Origin of the sequence: Acinetobacter lwoffii (genome assembly GCF_015602705.1) — a bacterium.
Taxonomy (GTDB): domain Bacteria; phylum Pseudomonadota; class Gammaproteobacteria; order Pseudomonadales; family Moraxellaceae; genus Acinetobacter; species Acinetobacter lwoffii_E.
Window position 1 is genome coordinate 1,851,825 of sequence record NZ_CP059081.1, and the last position, 20,287, is coordinate 1,872,111.

Below are 20,287 nucleotides of genomic sequence, written 5' to 3' on the forward strand. Positions count from 1 at the left end.
GCATTCTGAATTTTTAGATTTGCCAAAGTTATGTCGAACGATCAATTAGACCAGCAAGTCGTGGAGCTGGAAAACTTAAGCGAGCACCGTGAAATCGTGACGTTTATGCGCCGCTCAATGCCGCTAAACACCTCTCAACGTACTGCGCTTGAACAATATGGTCACTTAATTTTGGAATATCCAGTCGGTGATTTGCGTGAGCACTTTGAACATCCTGAACGTCCTTTGACTGTAGAAATCGGTTTTGGTATGGGCCGTTCACTGGTATTGATGGCCAAAGCCAATCCTGAGCGAAACTTTGTCGGGATTGAAGTGCATATACCTGGAATTGCGCAGTGCGTGTATGAAGCAGGTGTTGAAGGCCTAACGAACTTACGTGTGCTGGATGCTGATGCAATTCAGGTATTACGTGAAATGCCAGACAATAGTATCAATACTGTGCAATTGTATTTCCCGGATCCATGGCAGAAAAAGCGTCATTTTAAACGCCGTTTTGTTTCGCATGACCGTATGCCACTGGTGGAGCAAAAGCTAGAACTTGGCGGAACTTTCCATGCTGCAACGGACTGGGAACCGTATGCGGAATGGATGATTGAAGTATTGGAAGAACGTCCACGACTGGAAAATCTGGCGGGCAAAGGCAACAGCTACCCTCGTCCGGAATGGCGTCCACAAACCAAGTTTGAACGTCGCGGGATTGAAGCCGGTCACAAGATTAATGATTTTATCTTCAAGAAAATTTCTTAATCCAAGATTCAAAAAAGCGCTGATTAATCAGCGCTTTTTTATGGAGAAAATTTATCTTTGAGCCCTTCTCCGTAGATAAATCTTCAGATTCTTCATTTCTGATGACGCGTGAGAATCTGCTGGCTCAACAACTGATAGACATTTTGTAAATCTTCACGCTGCATATTGGCTAACATCTGCTGATGCATATTCAAGATATTCTGATCACCACGCATCGCTGGACCGGTCTGCATTTGTTTGGGATCATTCTGAGTGGCTTTATTGGCGGTTTCCAGCATCAAGGGATACAGCAGGCTAAAATCGACCTGTTGTGCATCAACCACCTGCTTGGCCATGTCATAACAATAATTGGCAAAATTACAGGCAAATACCGCTGCAAGATGCAAACTGAGACGTTGACTAGAACTATAAGTATAAACGCGATTGCTTAGGCTATTTGCCAGTTCTAATAACAGAATTTGGTCCTGCTCATTCATCGCCTCAATAAACAGTGGCGTCTGCTGCCAATCAATCTGGCGTTCCAGACTAAAGGTCTGTAAAGGATAAAATACGCCTGCACGCGCATGCACATTTTTCAGTAAATCGAGATGGGTACTGCCAGAGGTATGTACGATCAGATTCTGCTGCAGATATGGATGAATCTGTTCAATGACGCTGGCAATCGACTGATCACTGACCGCGATAATGACCAGATCCACCTCATGATCCAGCTGTTCAGGCTCAGCGATTGCCTGAGCTTTAAATTGCTCAGCCAGTTGCTGTGCTTTTTCTAGGGTTCGACTGTAGATCTGTACGATCTCATGGTGTGCTGACAATACAAGGGCAAGATGATATGCCACTCGCCCTGCCCCAATCATACTGATCCGCATCTGCTGTTCTTCCTGATAAATTACGCACAGCATGCCAATAAATAAAGATTGAGGCAATTGGCCTTGATGTTTCGAATAGACTTTAAAACTTTCGCAGGGTCAGAATCTGTTCACTTCGACCAAAAGGCCCATGAACATCATGCAGAATTCCGCTGGTCAAACCGATACCATCTCCACCATATTGCTGCACCACTTCCAGTCCTAGCCATTTACCCTGCGGCAGACGGTGCATATGAATCTGCAGGTCCAGATTCGGAAATCCCCAACCGGAATTCGGATCCTGACGTGGCACAATGCCATTGGCTGTATCGACCATACCAAGTAAACGGCTAAAGTCTGTCGTCGGTTGGCCTTCTACCATGTCTAGCGAATTTCTCAGCCAGACAATGCCCTTGCCTGCACGATGGTCAGCATGCGCACGGGTTTCAATACTCTGGATATAACCGCCTGGCCAGCAGCGCATACCCTCCCAAACAGGTAAATATTCTGGACTTTCGATCGGAAAGTCTTCCACTCCGGCAATGGCCTTGGTATCTGAAGTTAGCATTCTCCACGCGCGTGCCACAATGCAGGTTTTACCATTGGCACACATTTCAGCTTCAACCAGTTCGATGGTTTTACCCGGACGGATCATGCGCGTAGTAATTGAAAATTCACCAAAGGCGATCAGGCCAAAAATATCCAGCCCGACCCGACCAATACGCATGTCAGCACGTGGCTGAAACTGTTCCAGTTCGACGCATAGAATACCAGTGGCTGGTGCCATGTGCTGCTCATGCGGATTCCATGCACCTTGTGCATGAATATTAGAACGGTAATAAGCCGTAGTACTGCCATCTGGATGCTGTTCGCGCTGAATAAAACTGTAATATGCCGACATTGTTTTAATACTTCCCTGAATATTCACTTAAACTTAAGAGTTTACAAAAAGTTCTTTGATCTTTATTTTCGTATCAAAAAGCCATGATAATTCATGATTTGACAATAAATCTTGCACTGTTTAAATCCGACTTTGGTTAAAAGCGCTTTAAAATTTTGTGCAGATAACAAGTGAAAATCCTGCTCCAAGCGTTCAACCATCTTGTTACTTTGCACCACGCTTAACCCTGTCTGTTGTGCCAGCTTCTGCATAATTTTGATGTCTTGCTGATCTTCGGGTTGCATCAGGTCATAGGTCAATGCAAGACCATTGGTTTTAAGACACTGCTGGATAGCCTGAAAAAATCCGTTTTTTTCGGAATTTGAAATGAAATGTGCCACCAGAATGGCTAACGCAGCATCAAACGTATCTGGCTGATTCAAATCTTGAATCATACTTTGGACGAATTTCACCCTTTGTCGATCTATAGAATTCAGATTTTTACTGGCCTGTTCCAGCATAGCTGCTGATGGATCAATTGCAGTAAAGGTCCAGTCTGGATAACGCTGCAATAAATAGGACAGTTCATAACCTGTTCCGCAACCTATTATCAATATATGAGCGGTTTTCAGGAGTTCAATGCTGAAAATTGCTTCAATCTGCTGATGCACCAGTTCATAACCGGGAATCAGTTTACGGATATGATCGTCATAACTAGCGACCACGACTTCACTGTGAAAGTTTTTTGCCATATTTTTACTCTAAATCTATGCACGAATCTAAAACTCAGGCGGGTCTTTAGATAGATTGAATATTTAAATCTTATAGCTTGATCTTATTTGCTGTTTTCTTGAAATTTGATCATAGGCCCGGCGACATGGAAGTCCCTTCAGCAAAATAAAGGGACTTTGCTTACTTTTGGCCCATCAAAAGTAAGAAAAGCCTGAACATTGATATCGAAGCCGTTATACAAATGGAGGCAATGCATGCATTAAATACTGCTTTGCCCCACTTAAGAATCGCATCAATATAATTTAAGCAATCTCTTTCAAGTTCAGCTCTTCACGCATAAATTCACGCAATTTGAACTTCTGCGCCTTACCTGAAGCCGTCATTGGAAATTCCTGGAAGAAACGCACATAACGCGGCACTTTGTTGTGAGAAATATGCTCCTTACAATACTGACGGATGGTTTCTTCAGTACATGGATCATTTTCATGCAGGATGATACAAGCACACAGCTCTTCTCCATATTTATGGTCTGGCACCCCAATTACCTGTACGTCCGAAACTGCCGGATGGGTATAAAGGAAATCTTCAATTTCTTTCGGGAACAGGTTTTCCCCTCCACGAATCACCACGTCCTTGATTCGGCCCTTGATTTTGACAAAGCCTTCATCATCCATTTCAGCGATATCACCGGTATGCATCCAGCGCGCCGCATCAATCACTTCCTGGGTTTTATCCTGATCTTCCCAATAACCGAGCATCACTGAATAACCACGTACACACAGCTCACCCAATTGGCCGCGTGGAACCACCTTGCCATTTTCATCGACAATTTTAACTTCCAGATGCGGATGTACCCGGCCAACCGTACTGACACGTTGCTCGACACTGTCTGCCGTTGAGCTTTGTGCACTGACGGGTGCGGTTTCAGTCATGCCATAACAAATCGTGATTTCAGACATATGCATCCGTTCAATCACGCGCTGCATAATTTCCTGCGGACATGGACTACCCGCCATAATCCCGGTACGCAGACTGGACAGGTCAAATTCGTCAAACTGTTCATGCTCAAGAATGGCGATAAACATGGTTGGCACACCATAAGCCGCGGTACATCTTTCCTGCTGAATGGCTTTTAAGGTTTCTAATGGATTAAACACGGCAGACGGATAAATCATGGCGGAACCATGCGTAATACAGGCCAGATTGCCCATGACCATACCAAAGCAGTGAAATAAAGGAACTGAAATACAGACACGGTCTTCTGGCCCTAAATGAATGGCTTCGCCAACAAAGTACCCGTTATTTAAAATATTATTATGGGTCAGCATGGTGCCTTTCGGATTGCCGGTGGTGCCCGAGGTAAACTGGATATTAATGGTTTCATCGAACTGCAGTTCACTGGAGATCTGTTGCAGTTGTTGCAGCTCTTGTTCGCCAGGCGAGCTCAGCAAATCCTGAAACCGGTGGATGCCGGTATGCTGCTGGTCATCAATTTTAATTACATGTTTTAAATGCGGCAGACGCTCTGCATTAAGGAACTTATCCTCGGTTTCCTGCAATTCCGGTGCAATTTTAGTCAGAATTTCCTGATAGTCCGTCGTCTTAAACTGCGCTGCAATCACCAGTCCCTTACAGGAGACCTTGTTTAGCACATATTCAAGCTCATTGCTTTTATAGGCCGGATTCAGGTTCACCAGAATAATGCCTGCCTTGAAGGCCGCAAACTGGGTAATGGTCCATTCCACACAGTTCGGCGACCAGATTGCCAGACGGTCACCTTTTTGCATACCTAGTTTCAGCAGCTGACAGGCAAAGGCATTGACCTGATCCTGTAGCTGCCGGTAACTGAGGCGTATGTTCTGATGCAAACTCACTACCGCATCACGTTCTGCATACTGCTCGCAAGCCTGATCAAATTTTTCACCAATCGTCATGCCCAATAAAGGCTGGCTGCTGGTTCCATAGGCATAGCTTAACCGTACTTGTGTCATTGAATCGATCTCCTTGATTCTTTGTAATTCTGATTTTCAACTTTACTAATTGTTTTATGACCACGACGACCTTGTCTGTGTACCGGTTTTTTGTGTGTTTATGCTTGTAAATTTTCCTCCTGCCCACGTACTGCGTTGACACAAAAATCGGCAATCTGTTTGACAAAGTGATCCTTATACTTCTGATCAAACATGACATTTCGGGACGGATTTAAAGGTTCAATCACGACAAAGGTCATGGCACCAACCACACCTAATGCTGCCGTATTCAAATCTTCAAATTCGAATTCTCCATTGACCTTTCCTTCGGCCAGAATTTCCTTAATGCTCTGCTTAAGCAGCTGCTTACTGCGAAAACGCTCATGTTCCATTTCCGGATCAACCGGTTCGAACATCAGTGAATACGCCAATTGGGGGCTATTCATGGCACGCTTGACAAAAGTTGTAACAGATTTTTGCAATTTCAGTTTTGGCGATAAATCTGACTCGGCAATATGGTTCAGAATTCCGACTTCATGCTGAATCGCGGCCGACAAAACCTCAATTAAAATCTGGCTTTTGCTTTCGAAATATCGATAGACCAGCCCTGTAGAAACGCCTGCGCGTTCTGCAATCGCCTGAATCGATGCCTCCTTCAAGCCCCCTTGAATAATCAGTTCACGAGCAGATTCCAAAATCGACAGGCGATTTTGTTCCATTCGTTCCTGCATCAATGATGATCTTTTATAACTCATAAAATTAATCTCAACAAGATAAAATGAATTGTAAATCATTTTGTGAATATAGATTCACTTTTTTATTTTTTCGTTGTATGTTAAAACCACAAGCACAACAACAATGCTTTTTTGGACACAACAAATATAACCTCAGGATGGATGAAGAATGAATTTACAAAGCTTGGATTTCGGTTTGGATGAAACTCTAATAGCGCTTCGTGATTCAGTGGCCGCATTTTGCGCCAAAGAAATTACCCCGATTGCTCAACAGGTTGACCGTGACAACGAGTTCCCTGCTCACCTTTGGAAAAAATTTGGCGAGATGGGCCTGCTCGGGCTGACAGTCAGTGAGGAATATGGCGGTTCAAATTTTGGTTATCTGGCGCACATCATTGCCATGCAGGAAATTTCCCGTGCTTCTGCATCCATTGGGCTGTCCTATGGCGCACATTCTAACCTATGTGTAAACCAAATTAAGCGAAATGGTACTGAAGAACAGAAACAGCGTTATCTGCCTAAACTGATTTCAGGTGAATATGTCGGTGCCTTGGCAATGTCTGAACCGAATGCAGGCTCGGATGTGGTGAGCATGAAACTGAAAGCAGAAGACAAAGGCGATCACTACCTGTTGAATGGTTCAAAAATGTGGATCACCAATGGTGGCGATGCCGATGTCCTGGTGGTCTATGCAAAAACCGATTTGCAAGCCGGTGCCAAAGGCATGACTGCATTTCTGGTTGAGAAAAATATGCCAGGTTTTAGCCACGGCACCCATTTGGACAAACTCGGCATGCGTGGTTCAAACACTTATCCGCTGTTTTTTGACAATGTTGAAGTTCCGAAAGAAAACGTCATGGGCGGCGTCGGTAATGGCACCAAGGTCTTGATGAGTGGTCTGGACTATGAGCGTGCTGTATTGAGTGCTGGCCCACTGGGGATTATGGATGCCTGTATGGATACCGTGATTCCATATATTCATGACCGTAAACAGTTTGGTCAGGCGCTGGGCGAATTCCAGTTAATGCAAGGCAAAATTGCCGACATGTATTCGACCTGGCTAGCCTGTAAGGCACTGGTTTATGCGGTCGGTGCTGAATGTGACAAAGCTGAGCATAGCCGTAGCCTGCGTAAAGATGCTGCCAGTGCCATTTTATATGCTGCTGAAAAAGCGACCTGGATGGCAGGAGAAACCATTCAGACTTTAGGTGGTAACGGTTATATCAACGAATTTGCTGCCGGCCGTTTATGGCGTGATGCCAAACTGTATGAAATTGGCGCCGGTACTTCAGAAATCCGCCGCATGCTGATTGGCCGTGAACTTTTCAACGAAACAGCCTAAACCTTAACACTTAGAATAAAACAAGGATGTTGGTCATGAATCAGTTATCGAGCAAAATCAATATACGTAGTGAAGAGTTTAAAACCAACCAGACTGCCATGCTGCAACTGGTGGATGACCTAAAACAGAAAGTTGAAAAAATTGCTTTGGGTGGTGGCGAAACTGCCCGTCAAAAACATCTGGACCGTGGCAAATTACTCCCCCGTGAACGGATTAATCATTTAATTGATCCAGGCACAGCTTTTTTGGAAATTGGTCAGCTGGCTGCCTATCAGGTGTATCAGGATGATGTTCCTGCCGCAGGTGTGGTCGCTGGTGTTGGTCAGGTCAAGGGTGTGACCTGCATGATCATCGCCAATGATGCTACGGTGAAAGGCGGTACTTATTATCCATTAACAGTGAAAAAGCATTTACGTGCCCAGGAAATTGCCGAACAGAACCATCTGACTTGTATTTATCTGGTGGATTCAGGCGGTGCATATTTGCCTTTACAGGATGAAGTATTTCCAGACCGCGATCACTTCGGCCGTATTTTCTACAATCAGGCACGTATGTCGAGCCAAGGTATCGCCCAAATTGCAGTGGTGATGGGCAGCTGTACTGCAGGCGGTGCTTATGTGCCTGCCATGTCAGATGAAACCATTATTGTCCGCAATCAGGGCACCATTTTCCTAGGCGGCCCTCCTCTAGTTAAGGCAGCTACTGGTGAAGTGGTGTCCAGTGAGGATCTCGGTGGTGGTGATGTGCATACCCGTTTGTCTGGCGTGGCTGATCATCTGGCTGAAAACGATGAACATGCACTTGCGATTGCCCGCAACATCGTGGCCAACCTGAACAAAAAGCCAAACAAGACCGCAGATGAAATCGAAGCGCCGCTGTTTGACAGTTCGGAACTGTACGGCATTGTGCCGAGTGACGCGCGCAAGCCTTTTGATATCCGTGAAGTGATAGCGCGTATTGTCGATGGCTCACGTTTTGACGAGTTCAAGGCACGTTTCGGCACTACCCTGGTGACCGGTTTTGCCAAGCTCTATGGCATGCCGGTCGGGATTATTGCCAATAATGGCATTCTATTTTCCGAGTCTGCCCAAAAAGGCGCACATTTTATTGAACTGTGTACCCAGCGCAATATTCCGCTGATTTTCCTGCAAAATATTACCGGGTTTATGGTCGGCCGCCAGTATGAAAATGAAGGCATTGCCAAAAATGGTGCTAAGCTGGTGATGGCCGTCGCCAATGCCAATGTACCGAAACTGACTCTAGTGATTGGCGGTTCTTTTGGTGCAGGCAACTATGGTATGTGTGGACGCGCTTACTCGCCACGCTTTATGTGGACCTGGCCAAACTCGCGTATTTCAGTGATGGGCGGTGAACAGGCCTCCAGCGTCTTGTCGACCTTAAAACGTGACCAGATTGAGCAAAAAGGCGGAACTTGGTCAGCTGAAGAAGAAGACCAGTTTAAACAACCAATCCGTGACCAATACGAACGCCAAGGCCACCCTTATTATGCGTCTTCGCGTTTATGGGATGATGGTGTGATTGATCCAGCGCAATCGCGTGAAGTCTTGGCCTTGAGTCTGGCTGCGGCACTGAATGCGCCCATCCAGCCAACCAAATTCGGCGTGTTCCGCATGTAAGGGGTGACAAAATGACATATCAATTTTTACAGCTCGAACAGCAGGATCAGGTCGCGACAGTCTGGATTAACCGTGCCGAACTGCACAATGCTTTTAATACCCAGGTGATTGAAGAACTGCATGCCTGTTTCCGGTCTTTAAATGACCATGATGATGTGCGTGTGGTGATTTTGGCAGGCCGAGGCAAGAGTTTCTCTGCTGGCGCGGATCTGAACTGGATGAAACAGGCAGGTCAGGCATCACAGGCAGACAACGAAGCGGATGCTCTCAAACTGGCAAAAATGCTGCAAAGTCTGGCGACCTTAAAACAGCCAACCATTGCCCGGGTACACGGCATTGCCTTTGGTGGCGGCATGGGGCTGGCCTCAGCCTGTGATATTTGTGTGGCCAGTACAGATGCCAAGTTTGCCACTTCCGAGGTTCGCTTAGGTCTGGCACCTTCGACCATCAGCCCTTATGTGATTCGTGCGATTGGTGCCCGTCAGGCCTCACGTTATTTCCTGACCGCCGAGCGGATTACTGCTGAACAGGCCAAAAGCATTGGTCTTGCGCATGAAGTTACTACACCAGAACAGCTCGACAGCAAAATTGATGAAATTGTGGAAGCACTTTTACTGGGTGGTCCTGCTGCACAGAGCGCATCGAAACAGTTGATCCAACTGGTTGACCAACAGGTTTTGACCGAAGATTTACTGCTTAAAACAGCACAGCATATTGCCCATATTCGCCAGGGAGATGAGGCGAAAAATGGACTGAATGCATTTTTGAACAAACAAAGCCCGGCCTGGATCAAGACCACGGCATAACAACAAGAAGGATCCTACGATGTTTGAAAAGATTTTAATTGCCAACCGTGGTGAAATTGCCTGCCGTGTCATTCGTACAGCGAAGAAATTAGGTATTGCTACTGTTGCCGTCTACTCCGATGCCGATGCACTATCACAACATGTCAAACTGGCCGATGAAGCGATCTATATTGGTGAATCGCCAGCTGCACAAAGTTATTTACAGATTGATCACATTATTCAGGCAGCCAAAAGCACTGGTGCTCAGGCAATTCACCCAGGTTATGGTTTCCTGTCTGAAAATGACCAGTTCGCCCTGGCCTGTCAGGACAACAATATTGTGTTTATTGGCCCACCAGTCGATGCCATTCTGGCAATGGGTCTGAAAGCCACCTCTAAAGCCCTGATGGAAAAAGCCGGTGTGCCTTTAACCCCCGGCTATCATGGTACCAATCAGGATGCCGACTTCCTGAAACAGCAGGCAGACAATATTGGTTATCCGGTATTGATTAAAGCCAGTGCCGGCGGTGGCGGTAAAGGCATGCGTCTGGTGGAACGCAGTGAAGATTTCCTGAGTTCACTGGCATCTTGTAAAAGTGAAGCACGTTCAAGTTTTGGCAATGAAGACGTTCTGATTGAACGCTATGTGATTCAGCCACGTCATATTGAAGTGCAGGTGTTTGGTGATACCCACGGCAATTATGTACATCTGTTCGAACGTGATTGCTCGGTACAGCGCCGTCACCAGAAAGTGCTGGAAGAAGCGCCTGCACCGAAAATGCCGGAAGACAAACTTGAGGCGATGCGTCAGGCGGCAATCGATGCTGCGCGTGCAGTGAACTATGTCGGTGCCGGTACAGTCGAGTTTATCGTGGAGCAAGACGGCACAGCTTACTTCATGGAAATGAACACCCGTCTTCAGGTTGAACATCCAGTGACGGAAATGATTACCGGACAGGATCTGGTGGAATGGCAACTGCGCGTGGCTTTTGGTGAACCTTTACCGAAGCAGCAGCATGAGTTGCAGATTCATGGACATGCACTCGAAGCCCGTGTTTATGCCGAAGAACCGGAAAAAGGCTTTATTCCTGCGATTGGTCAGATCAGCTACCTGCATTATCCGGAGCAAAGTGACTGTGTACGTGTGGATAGCGGTATTGTCGAAGGCGATGAAATCAGCACTTATTATGATCCGATGATTGCCAAACTGATTGTCTGGGGCAAAAACCGTGAAGCAGCCCTAACCCAGATGCACCATGCACTGGGTCAGTTCCATGTTGATGGTCTGGGTAACAATATTGCTTTTCTAGATCGCCTGGTGCTGTGTGACTCGTTTAAAAATGCACATTTAGATACTGGCCTGATTCAGCGTGAAGAGGAATTCCTGCTCAAACCTTCTGCGGATATCAGTGCCGAACTGGTGGTCAGTGCCGCACTGATTGAATTCCTGGCACGTCAAGCACAGAATCCCGTTCCAAGCAATCCGGTGTGGCAGCAAAAAGCATTCTGGCGCCTGAACCAGCAAAATAGCCATACAGTGCAATTACAATGCAATGGCATTAACCTGAAAATTCAGTTCAGCACCCAAGATCAAGGCTTTGTTGCCAGCTATAACGGTCAGCAAATTCAGATTCAGGGTCAACTCGTCGATGCCCATACTTTAGCCTTGCAACTGGCGGGTAAACAGCAAAAACTGGCTTTTAGCCAGAGTGAGCAAGGCATTACCCTGTTCCAGAATGGTCAAGGCTATAAGTTTAATTACTTGAAGTCTGATTTTAATAATCAGGATGAACAAGGCACGGAAAATAACCTGATCGCACCAATGCCAGGTGTCATTACCCAGGTGCTCGTGGCAGCCAATGACAAAGTCAAAAAAGATGATGTGCTGATGACGCTGGAAGCCATGAAGATCGAATACTCGATTCGCGCACCGCATGACGGCATCATCGCAAGCTCATATTTTCAGAAGGGTGATCAGGTTAAAGCCGGTGATGAACTGGTCGAGTTCCAGCCTCTGGCGGAGGAAGTGGCATGACGGATTTTGTCAAAATCGTAGAGGTCGGGCCACGCGATGGCCTGCAAAATGAAAAAATACCTTTGACATTGGATGACCGGAAAAACCTGATTCTGGACCTGATGAAAACCGGTCTGCAGTCCATCGAAGTCGGCTCCTGCGTTTCAGCCAAATGGGTACCGCAAATGGCAGAAAGTGATGTGCTCTTTGCCAGCCTACCCCAAGATCCGAATATTCAGTTCAGTTTATTAACCCCAAACATGAAAGGTTTTGAATCGGCACTGGCTGTGGGTTGCAAGGAAGTGGCGGTATTTACTGCAGCTTCTGAAAGCTTTACCCGCAAAAACATCAACTGCTCGATTGATGAAAGCTTCGAGAAGTTTGCCGATGTCATGGCAGCAGCCAAAGCCAATGATATTAAGGTACGTGGCTATGTTTCCTGCATGGTGGACTGTCCTTATGAAGGTGCCATTGATCCCAAGCAGGTGGTGAAAGTCACGCAGCGTTTGCTGGAGATGGGCTGCTATGAAGTGTCGTTGGGTGAAACCATTGGTACAGCAACACCGGATCGGGTAAGAAATGTCTGGGAGGCTTGTCTGGCTGAACTTGATACTAAAGTTTTGGCAGGTCATTTCCATAATACCTACGGCATGGCGATTGCCAATATTTATCAGTCACTGTTGCAAGGCATTCGGGTCTTTGACTCCTCCATTGCTGGACTGGGTGGCTGTCCTTATGCCCAAGGTGCATCTGGCAATGTCTCGACCGAAGACCTGTATTACCTGCTCTCGAATATGGGCTTTGAAACCGGTATTCAGCTAGATGCACTGATGCAGGCCAGTCGTAATATCAGTGAAGTCTTGCAGCGCAATAATCCATCCAATTATGCCAATGCCTACTGGCAAAAAGCCTGTGCTTAACAATAATCATGCTTGAGCAAAATAAACTTAAGCAACCCATAAGGATATAAACAGCAGATTTAAGTCTGCTGTAATAACAATAGAGGTGACAAGATGTCAAACAAGGTTTATGACAGCGCTCAATCCGCCTTAAAGGATGTGGTGCAAGATGGTCATACTCTGGCTGTCGGTGGTTTCGGCCTATGTGGTATTCCAGAAGCTTTGATCACGGCCCTAAAAGAAACTGGTGCCAAAAATTTGACCTGTATTTCCAATAATGCCGGTGTAGACGGCTTCGGTCTGGGGCTTTTACTGGAAACAAAACAGATTAAAAAAATGATCTCCTCTTATGTCGGTGAAAACAAGGAATTCGAACGTCAATATTTAAATGGCGAACTGGAAGTTGAGCTGACCCCACAGGGTACACTGGCAGAAAAATTACGTGCTGGCGGTGCCGGTATTCCGGCTTTTTATACGGCGACGGGTGTAGGAACCGTGATCGCTGAAGGTAAGGATGTCCGTGAATTTAATGGCAAGTCTTATATTCTGGAAGAATCTTTAACAGCTGATGTTGCTCTGGTTAAAGCCTATAAGGCCGATAAAGCCGGCAACCTGATTTTCCGTAAAACCGCCCAGAACTTTAATCCGGTCTGTGCCATGGCCGGCAAAATTACCATTGCTGAAGTCGAAGAGATTGTCGAAATTGGCGTGCTGGATCCGGACGAAATCCATCTTCCGGGAATTTATGTGAACCGGATAGTCCTGAATGCTCAACCGGAAAAACGTATTGAACAGATGACTTTAAAGGCGGAGGCTTGATCATGGCTTGGACACGTAATGAAATGGCGCAGCGCGCGGCACAAGAGCTTGAAGATGGTTTCTACGTCAATCTAGGGATTGGCCTGCCGACGCTAGTCGCGAACTATATTCCGGAAAATATCAATGTCTGGCTGCAGTCGGAAAATGGCCTGCTGGGGATTGGCGAATTTCCAACCGAGGAGACAGTGGATGCCGACCTGATCAATGCCGGTAAACAGACGGTTACCGCGCGTAAAGGTGCTTCATTTTTCTCAAGTGCCGACTCCTTTGCCATGATCCGTGGCGGTCATGTCAATATTGCCATTCTGGGTGCTATGGAAGTGTCCGAAACTGGTGATCTGGCCAACTGGATGATTCCAGGCAAAAAGGTCAAAGGCATGGGCGGTGCCATGGATCTGGTCGCGGGTGTACAAAAGGTCGTGGTCTTGATGGAACACTGCGCCAAAGATGGTACACCGAAAATTGTACCGCAATGTAGCCTGCCCCTTACCGGCCAAGCTGTGGTGAACCGGATTATTACCGATCTCGGTGTACTGGATGTTACTCCTGATGGAATTCGACTGGTTGAACTGGCACCAGAGGTAAGTTTTGAAGAGATTCAAAAAGTCACGGGGGTAGCGCTACTACGTAACGCTGCCTGATCCAGCCAGCCCTTAAGAATGAAGCATCTTAAGGGCTTTTTTATATATAGCTGTTTCATTTCAAAATAATAATCGCAGAATAAATGGATTTTAACCATGCAAACTCAACAAAATATTTTGCAGCGCTTCGCCTTGCGCGTCAGCGACTGGTCTGAAAAATGGTTTCCGGATTCTTATATTTTTGCCCTGCTTGGCGTCATCATTGTGGCGATTGCCGCCATCGGAATTGGTGCACCCGCACAGGATGTCGCGATTTCCTTTGGAGACGGCTTCTGGAGCCTGATCCCCTTTACCTTGCAGATGTGCATGCTGATCGTGGTCGGTTATGTGGTTTCCGTATCTAAGCCTGTCCAGCTTCTGATCCAGAAAATGGCGCGCCTGCCACATTCCGGTCGTGGTGCGATTGTCCTGGTCGCCACGGTCAGCCTGTTAATTTCTCTGATTAATTGGGCCATGAGTACTGTACTGACTGCACTTCTAGTAATTGCACTGGCACAGCGTAAAGAGCTGAACATGGATTACCGCGCTGCTGCGGCTGCTGCGATTATCGGAATGGGTGCGACCTGGGCGCTGGGCATCAGTTCTTCTGCTGCACAGTTACAGGCCAATAAAAGCAGTTTACCCGAACCGATCTATAATCTGACGGGCGTGATTCCATTTACTGAGACTATTTTCTTGCCACAGTCTATGATCATGACGGCGGTACTGATTGTAGCTTCAATTGCAATTGCTTACTGGTCAGCTCCTAAAGGCTCTGACATTAAAACCATTGAACACTTCCCGATTCAGATTGAAGAAGAAAAAACGGAAGTATCTGCCGAAAAAAGACCGGGGGATTGGCTGGAAAATTCACCCATTTTAAGCATTCTGATTGTGATTCTGGGCGCAGTCTGGATGTTTAACGAATTTTCCAAAAGCAATCCGATTCTGGCCATTTCCAGCTTAAATACCTATAACTTTATCTTTCTGATTTTGGGCGTGGCCTTGCACGGTACACCACGAAATTTTCTGAATGCAGTTTCAAAGGCCGTTCCGGCTATTTCAGGGGTACTGATCCAGTTTCCACTGTATGGCAGTATTGCCTTTATGATGACCAATGCGCTAAACCCGGCCGATCTGTCCTTGTCACATTACATTGCCGAGTTCTTTGTTTCCATTGCCTCACAGGAAACCTTTGCCATTGTGATGGGCTTATACTCGGCGATTCTGGGTTTCTTTATTCCATCCGGTGGAGGCAAATGGATTATCGAAGCACCCTATGTGATGCAGGCTGCGCATGACCTGAAAGTGCATCTGGGCTGGTCGGTGCAGATTTATAATGCGGCAGAAGCCTTGCCCAACCTGATTAATCCATTCTTTATGTTGCCGATGTTGGGTATCCTGAAACTGAAAGCTAAAGATGTGATTGGATTCACGGTGACCCAGCTGATTTTCCATCTGCCTTTGGTACTGTTCCTGCTCTGGTTCCTAGGAAGAACGCTGACCTACAGCCCGCCGGTATTTTCTTAATTCAAAACAATAAAAAAGGACGAAAATTCGTCCTTTTTTATTTAGGCCGCTCTCTTAATTTCCTGTCTTCTCAACTACACCTTCATCATCTACTTCACGAACAATTCCCGTTTCGGTATTCACGACCTCAAAGGTCACGCGACGGTTCTGAAACTGTCCGGCAGGTGTGGCATTGGGTTCAACCGGCTGATCCTCTCCCATGCCAACTGCCTGTAACTGTGCAGGATTGACCCCTTTTCCAACGAGATAACTGGTAATCGCTTGAGCTCGTTGCACAGACAGCACCTTATTTTCTGCTTCACTACCCTGAGCATCGGCATGTCCTGTAACCTTCAGAATGACATGCGGTGCTCGTTGCAATAATGCAGCAGCCTGATCCAGCACCAATTTATTGACCTCGGGAACTTCAGTCGATGCCGTATCAAAATTAATGATCTGTAAATTCAGTGCAGTCGCCACATCCAGCGCTTTAACATTATCGGTCTTGATACTGGCCAAGGCTTGTTCTGCCTCACTATTGGCGGTATTAATCACGTCACTTCTATTGAGCGGCTGCTGGGTCACCACTGTGACATTTTTGGCCAGACTACGAATTTGTGCTGCCAGACGCTCGGCCTCTGCATTGGTTGCTGCACGCACTGAAACCTGATTGCCAATCCAGTCAAGTGACACATTTGGCATTCCCTGCATTGTTCTCAACACAGTCGGAATAGTATCCTGATCAATAAATTCTGAATGATAAACCTCACTGCTCAGCGCCCCACAACCAATATTATAATTAAAGATCTGTTTGATCTCGTTTTGCAAAATTTCCATATACTGCGGATTATTCAGCTGTAATTGACAACTGACAATTTCGCCATTACTGCCTGTACTTAATCGCAAGGATGCAGGCTGAGCTGCAGCAACTTCACTGGTCGCTTGGGTATTTGAATCTTCAACATCATCCTGCATGCAGCTACGAACCAAAAACAGGATCAAACCCGCCAGAATCAGAAAAATAATAAACGGCCATAAAAAGCCGGTTTTTCTCTCTTCCTGAACAATGATGGTCTGCTCCGCCAATACAGGTTCCTGATTTAAATTCTGCCCTGCCAAGGGTGAAACTCCAAGCGCTGCCAGAATAGGGCCAGCCCAAACGGGTAATGCGCGCTGAATCGAATCGGCGTGGGTTTCCAGCAAATGGCTAATCGCTTCCGGACTTGAAGCACCCGCTTCGGTCTGTAAAAAATTCATGGTCGGTACAATTGACCGGTTCAAGGTATGCTCTATTTCATCTTGTGGCGCGCTCTGATCCACTTGATCCAGAAACTGCTGCTTGAGTGCCGGATTTGCATTGAATAATTCATGAATTTTTGGATTAAGTTGCTGACCAAGATTCTCAATCCAGGCGGGACGTGCACGCAATATACTTAAAAATATGGGATAGAATTGAGCCAAAGCTTGATCTTTGGCAAATAAATGCTCGGTTTCACCTTGAAGCACAATCGCCGTAACATCGCTTTTTAAGCGTTCTATAAAGTCTATATTCATAATCGTCACCATTCTTTTGATTTTTCTAATGTTTAATATTTAATCAGTGTAACGATCCCCATTTTTTGAAAATGTAAATAATTGTATGAATATCATAAAGTTTCACTGTTTTTGTTGAGTACTCATTTTACCAACACAAAATTTAAAAAATAAAAAAAGCCAGCCGAAGCTGACTTTTATAAAATTGGGATCATTTAAGCAGCAAAAGTTTGAACCACTTTACCCAGCACTTTTTGATTAATTAGCGGGGTATTTTTACCTTGTGACACGATGCTTTCTTTATTCAGGGTCCATTCCAGTTCCGGATCTAGCAGCACCCAGCCTGATTCATTTATCCATCGATCTGCCATTTGTGCAACACGAGCCGGAGCTAGGGTCACTTTTTCCACCCATTCCAGTGGAGTCAACAACCCCTCACGAATCAATTGCAGACCAAAAGGCACATAGGTATCAAAAGCAGTGAAACCTGGCTGCGTTTCAGCAAACGGCGCCATTTTCGCAGAGCTGCTTAGCGGTTCATGATGAGTACAAATCGCATCAATCACACCTGATTTTACACCCTGACGCAGTAATTCTTTGTCCTGTTCAGAACGAAGCGGTGGACGCACATGTGCAAGAGAGTTAAATCCATCAATCAAATGATCAGTTAAATGTAACTGATGCATGGCCACATCACAGGTCACCGGTAAGCCTTTTTCCTTGGCAATACGGATCAATTCCACCGAAGCACCACAAGACAACAGACCAAAGTGTGCTCGTACTTTGGTTGATTCAATCATCAACAGATATTTGGCAATCGCCACGGTTTCAGCCAGTGCCGGAATCATCGGCAAGCCCTGACGTGATGCAATAAACCCTTCATGCACACAGCCGTCTTTGGCAATTTGTGGTTCTTCCGCATAGAACACCACCGTCAGGTCTAAGCCTGCAGCATATTCAAGGGTACGCAGTACCACATCATCATTGGCAAACGGCGCACTGGCATTGGAAACCGCAGTACAACCGCCCTTTTTCAAGCCCGCCATATTTGCCGGTTGTTGACCATTTAAGCCTTGGGTTTGCGCACCAATCACTTGAAGATAGATCCCACCATCCAGCATGGCTTTTTCGACCAGACCGTGAATCAGCGCACCATTATCTTGTACGATTGGCTTTGAATCGGGTGGCGTAAATACGTGCAAAATGCCATTTTCACGTGCCGCTTTTCCTTCAGACTTAAGCGTACCGTGTTGCTGTTGACCCGGTTCACGTAAACGCGCACACAAATCGACCATGGTTGGCATTAACCATTTGCCTTGACCATCAATCGTTTCAGAGACGTCTGCTGTTTCTGCAACGAATTTTCCATTTTCCAGATACACGGTCTGGATAGAATTAGTGTTTTGGATCGGATCAAGAACACGGACATTTTCAATTTTTACAATAGTCATGACTTATTCCTTAACCCGCAATCGCTTCAATCAAACCTTGTTCTTGTAACTGGCCTTGCATCGATAAAGCCAACACCGCCATACGCACGGCAATACCATTGGTCACCTGCTTCAAAATCACAGATTGCGGACCATCCGCAATACTTGAGTCGATTTCAACCCCACGGTTCATTGGTCCCGGATGCATCACGATACAATCCGGTTTGGCCATGGCAAGACGTTCTTTATTCAAGCCATACATTTTGTAGAACTCTGCTTGCGAGGCCAGTGCCGGAGAATCAATACGCTCGTTTTGAATACGTAAGGTAATGATCACGTCGCAGTCTTTGATGCCGTCTTCCATATTGTTAAATAGACGAACACCATCGCCATATTCTTCAAAACCCAATGGCAGCAAGGTATTCGGTGCAATCACCCGGATATCCTGGCAACCTAAAGTTTGCAAGGCAGCCACATCTGAACGCGCGACACGTGAATGCTTGATATCGCCAATAATGGCAATCGACATTTCTTCGAATTTTTTATTGGTTTCGCGGCGAATGGTCAGCATGTCCAGCATCGCTTGAGTCGGATGCGCATGACGGCCATCACCGGCATTAATAATTGCCACTGTTGGACAGACATCCTTGGCAATAAAATGCGCTGCCCCTGAAGATGAATGACGCACCACGAAAATATCGGCCGCCATGGCTTCCAGATTCCATAAGGTGTCACGCAGGGTTTCACCTTTGGAAGTACTCGAACGGGCAATATCGATATTGAGAACGTTGGCAGAAAGGCGCTTGGCAGCGGCTTCAAAGGTGGTGCGGGTACGGGTTGAATTTTCGAAGAACAGGTTCATCACCGTTTTGCCTTCGAGCAAATTATTGGTGATCAGCTGATTTTGGTCATTAAAAAAGGACTGTGCAGTGTCCAATATTTTTGTCAGGGTTTCTTTAGAAAGACCTTCGATGGTCAAGAAGTGTTTTAGATTACCTTCTTTATTGAGTTGAATCTGGCTCGGTGTATGCAATGCCGCCAAGTGCATGAGAGATTCCTTATGCGTTAAGTCAACATATTATACAGAGATTGGCGAATTTTTATAGTTGGCCATGCTGCTACTTGTACAAAAAGCATCTGAACAATAAAAATAAAAAATCAGATTCCTTTGTATTTTTTCAATAACATAATTTAACCCGATTTGCATCTTGCTGATTTTAAGTACAAAACCAACGGGCGCTTCAGTCTGGAGCATTCACACCCATCTCAGGTTTAACGCAGTGCACCAATATAACGATGTGACACCTGTGCACGATAGATATCGTCTTCATCCGGTTCGACCGAGATCAGCCCTTCCTGCTGGCTTGGGTGTGCAGATTCTGTTGGTGAATCTTGTGCTGTTTCCGAAATCTCCAGGACCATTTTCAGGCGCTGGATCAGATGATTCAAATCTGGGTCTTGGGTCTGCTCTGCCAGTTGAATCACATGCCGGGCATAATCCAGGTTCTCTGCCAGATAAATTGCATCAATCACCCGACCTGAAACACGTCGTAAACGCGCATAGATTAAAGTGGCCACTGAAAAAGCGTCATGGTTGCGTAACTGATTCTCTAACATCTTAACCCCCATTATAAAATTGAAAAATCAGGCAGCCATCGCTCCCCATCGACTGACCGCCTGATTTGCCATGTATAGAGCAAAATGCATACCAGTTCCTCAATTTATAGTGTGAATATTATTTTTCTCTATCACATGCCACGGCCTTTCAGAGAATTTCAAAAGCTTTCA

The 20,287-nt window shown here is 46.1% G+C and carries 18 protein-coding genes; 9 read left to right on the plus strand and 9 right to left on the minus strand.

The annotated features are described in order from the left end of the window. The first annotated feature begins 30 nt into the window (after positions 1-30). Complete coding sequence (trmB, locus tag H0S56_RS08950; RefSeq protein ID WP_195724883.1) at positions 31-747, plus strand: tRNA (guanosine(46)-N7)-methyltransferase TrmB; 717 nt, start codon at positions 31-33, stop codon at positions 745-747. 92 nt (positions 748-839) lie between these two features. On the opposite strand, the gene H0S56_RS08955 is transcribed toward trmB, so the two are convergent. The 5 genes from H0S56_RS08955 to H0S56_RS08975 form a co-directional block, all read right to left on the minus strand. Then, on the minus strand, positions 840-1,616 hold the full coding sequence (locus H0S56_RS08955; RefSeq protein ID WP_195726073.1) for a Rossmann-like and DUF2520 domain-containing protein: 777 nt from the start codon (positions 1,614-1,616) through the stop codon (positions 840-842). Between the two features lie 82 nt (positions 1,617-1,698). Further along, positions 1,699-2,496 (minus strand): thioesterase family protein, encoded by a 798-nt coding sequence (locus tag H0S56_RS08960; protein ID WP_191730695.1) that lies wholly within the window; start codon positions 2,494-2,496, stop codon positions 1,699-1,701. Positions 2,497-2,558: 62 nt separating this feature from the next. Next, positions 2,559-3,227 carry a class I SAM-dependent methyltransferase gene (locus H0S56_RS08965; protein ID WP_004646596.1) on the minus strand — a complete coding sequence of 223 codons (669 nt, stop codon included), beginning with the start codon at positions 3,225-3,227 and terminating at the stop codon, positions 2,559-2,561. A gap of 282 nt (positions 3,228-3,509) precedes the next feature. Then, complete coding sequence (locus H0S56_RS08970) at positions 3,510-5,198, minus strand: AMP-binding protein (RefSeq protein ID WP_004646595.1); 1,689 nt, start codon at positions 5,196-5,198, stop codon at positions 3,510-3,512. A 98-nt stretch (positions 5,199-5,296) separates the two neighbouring features. Next, a complete protein-coding gene (locus tag H0S56_RS08975; RefSeq protein ID WP_005251442.1) occupies positions 5,297-5,932 on the minus strand; it encodes a TetR/AcrR family transcriptional regulator in 636 nt (211 codons plus the stop codon). A gap of 148 nt (positions 5,933-6,080) precedes the next feature. On the opposite strand from H0S56_RS08975, the gene H0S56_RS08980 reads away from it, so the two are divergent. The 8 genes from H0S56_RS08980 (at position 6,081) to H0S56_RS09015 (ending at position 15,557) form a co-directional block, all read left to right on the plus strand. Further along, the gene (locus tag H0S56_RS08980) at positions 6,081-7,253 is read left to right on the plus strand and encodes an isovaleryl-CoA dehydrogenase (RefSeq protein ID WP_004646592.1); all 1,173 of its coding nucleotides are present in this window, start codon (positions 6,081-6,083) and stop codon (positions 7,251-7,253) included. Between the two features lie 35 nt (positions 7,254-7,288). Next, positions 7,289-8,890, plus strand: a complete 1,602-nt coding sequence (locus tag H0S56_RS08985) for a carboxyl transferase domain-containing protein (protein ID WP_004646591.1) — start codon at positions 7,289-7,291, stop codon at positions 8,888-8,890. Between the two features lie 11 nt (positions 8,891-8,901). Continuing rightward, positions 8,902-9,696 (plus strand): enoyl-CoA hydratase/isomerase family protein, encoded by a 795-nt coding sequence (locus H0S56_RS08990; protein WP_004646590.1) that lies wholly within the window; start codon positions 8,902-8,904, stop codon positions 9,694-9,696. Positions 9,697-9,715: 19 nt separating this feature from the next. Further along, positions 9,716-11,710, plus strand: a complete 1,995-nt coding sequence (locus tag H0S56_RS08995; RefSeq protein ID WP_195724884.1) for an acetyl/propionyl/methylcrotonyl-CoA carboxylase subunit alpha — start codon at positions 9,716-9,718, stop codon at positions 11,708-11,710. Further along, positions 11,707-12,609, plus strand: coding sequence for a hydroxymethylglutaryl-CoA lyase (locus H0S56_RS09000; RefSeq protein WP_180086732.1), 903 nt, complete (start codon positions 11,707-11,709; stop codon positions 12,607-12,609). Before H0S56_RS08995 ends, H0S56_RS09000 begins: the two co-directional genes overlap by 4 nt. 93 nt (positions 12,610-12,702) lie before the next feature. Next, positions 12,703-13,407, plus strand: a complete 705-nt coding sequence (locus H0S56_RS09005; protein WP_004729993.1) for a CoA transferase subunit A — start codon at positions 12,703-12,705, stop codon at positions 13,405-13,407. Between the two features lie 2 nt (positions 13,408-13,409). Next, a complete protein-coding gene (locus H0S56_RS09010; RefSeq protein ID WP_005262069.1) occupies positions 13,410-14,048 on the plus strand; it encodes a CoA transferase subunit B in 639 nt (212 codons plus the stop codon). A 96-nt stretch (positions 14,049-14,144) separates the two neighbouring features. Beyond that, complete coding sequence (locus H0S56_RS09015; protein ID WP_004280129.1) at positions 14,145-15,557, plus strand: short-chain fatty acid transporter; 1,413 nt, start codon at positions 14,145-14,147, stop codon at positions 15,555-15,557. Between the two features lie 54 nt (positions 15,558-15,611). Here the strand turns inward: H0S56_RS09015 and H0S56_RS09020 are convergent, their stop codons facing one another. The 4 genes from H0S56_RS09020 to H0S56_RS09035 all read right to left on the minus strand — a co-directional run bounded on the left by H0S56_RS09020 (position 15,612) and on the right by H0S56_RS09035 (position 20,116). Continuing rightward, on the minus strand, positions 15,612-17,102 hold the full coding sequence (locus H0S56_RS09020; RefSeq protein ID WP_004646583.1) for an OmpA family protein: 1,491 nt from the start codon (positions 17,100-17,102) through the stop codon (positions 15,612-15,614). Between the two features lie 182 nt (positions 17,103-17,284). After that, positions 17,285-18,520, minus strand: coding sequence for a dihydroorotase (locus H0S56_RS09025; protein ID WP_004280133.1), 1,236 nt, complete (start codon positions 18,518-18,520; stop codon positions 17,285-17,287). A 10-nt stretch (positions 18,521-18,530) separates the two neighbouring features. Continuing rightward, a complete protein-coding gene (locus H0S56_RS09030) occupies positions 18,531-19,547 on the minus strand; it encodes an aspartate carbamoyltransferase catalytic subunit (RefSeq protein WP_004280134.1) in 1,017 nt (338 codons plus the stop codon). A gap of 224 nt (positions 19,548-19,771) precedes the next feature. Further along, positions 19,772-20,116: a hypothetical protein gene (locus H0S56_RS09035; protein ID WP_004280135.1), complete on the minus strand. Its 345-nt coding sequence runs from the start codon at positions 20,114-20,116 to the stop codon at positions 19,772-19,774. Positions 20,117-20,287 lie beyond the last annotated feature (171 nt).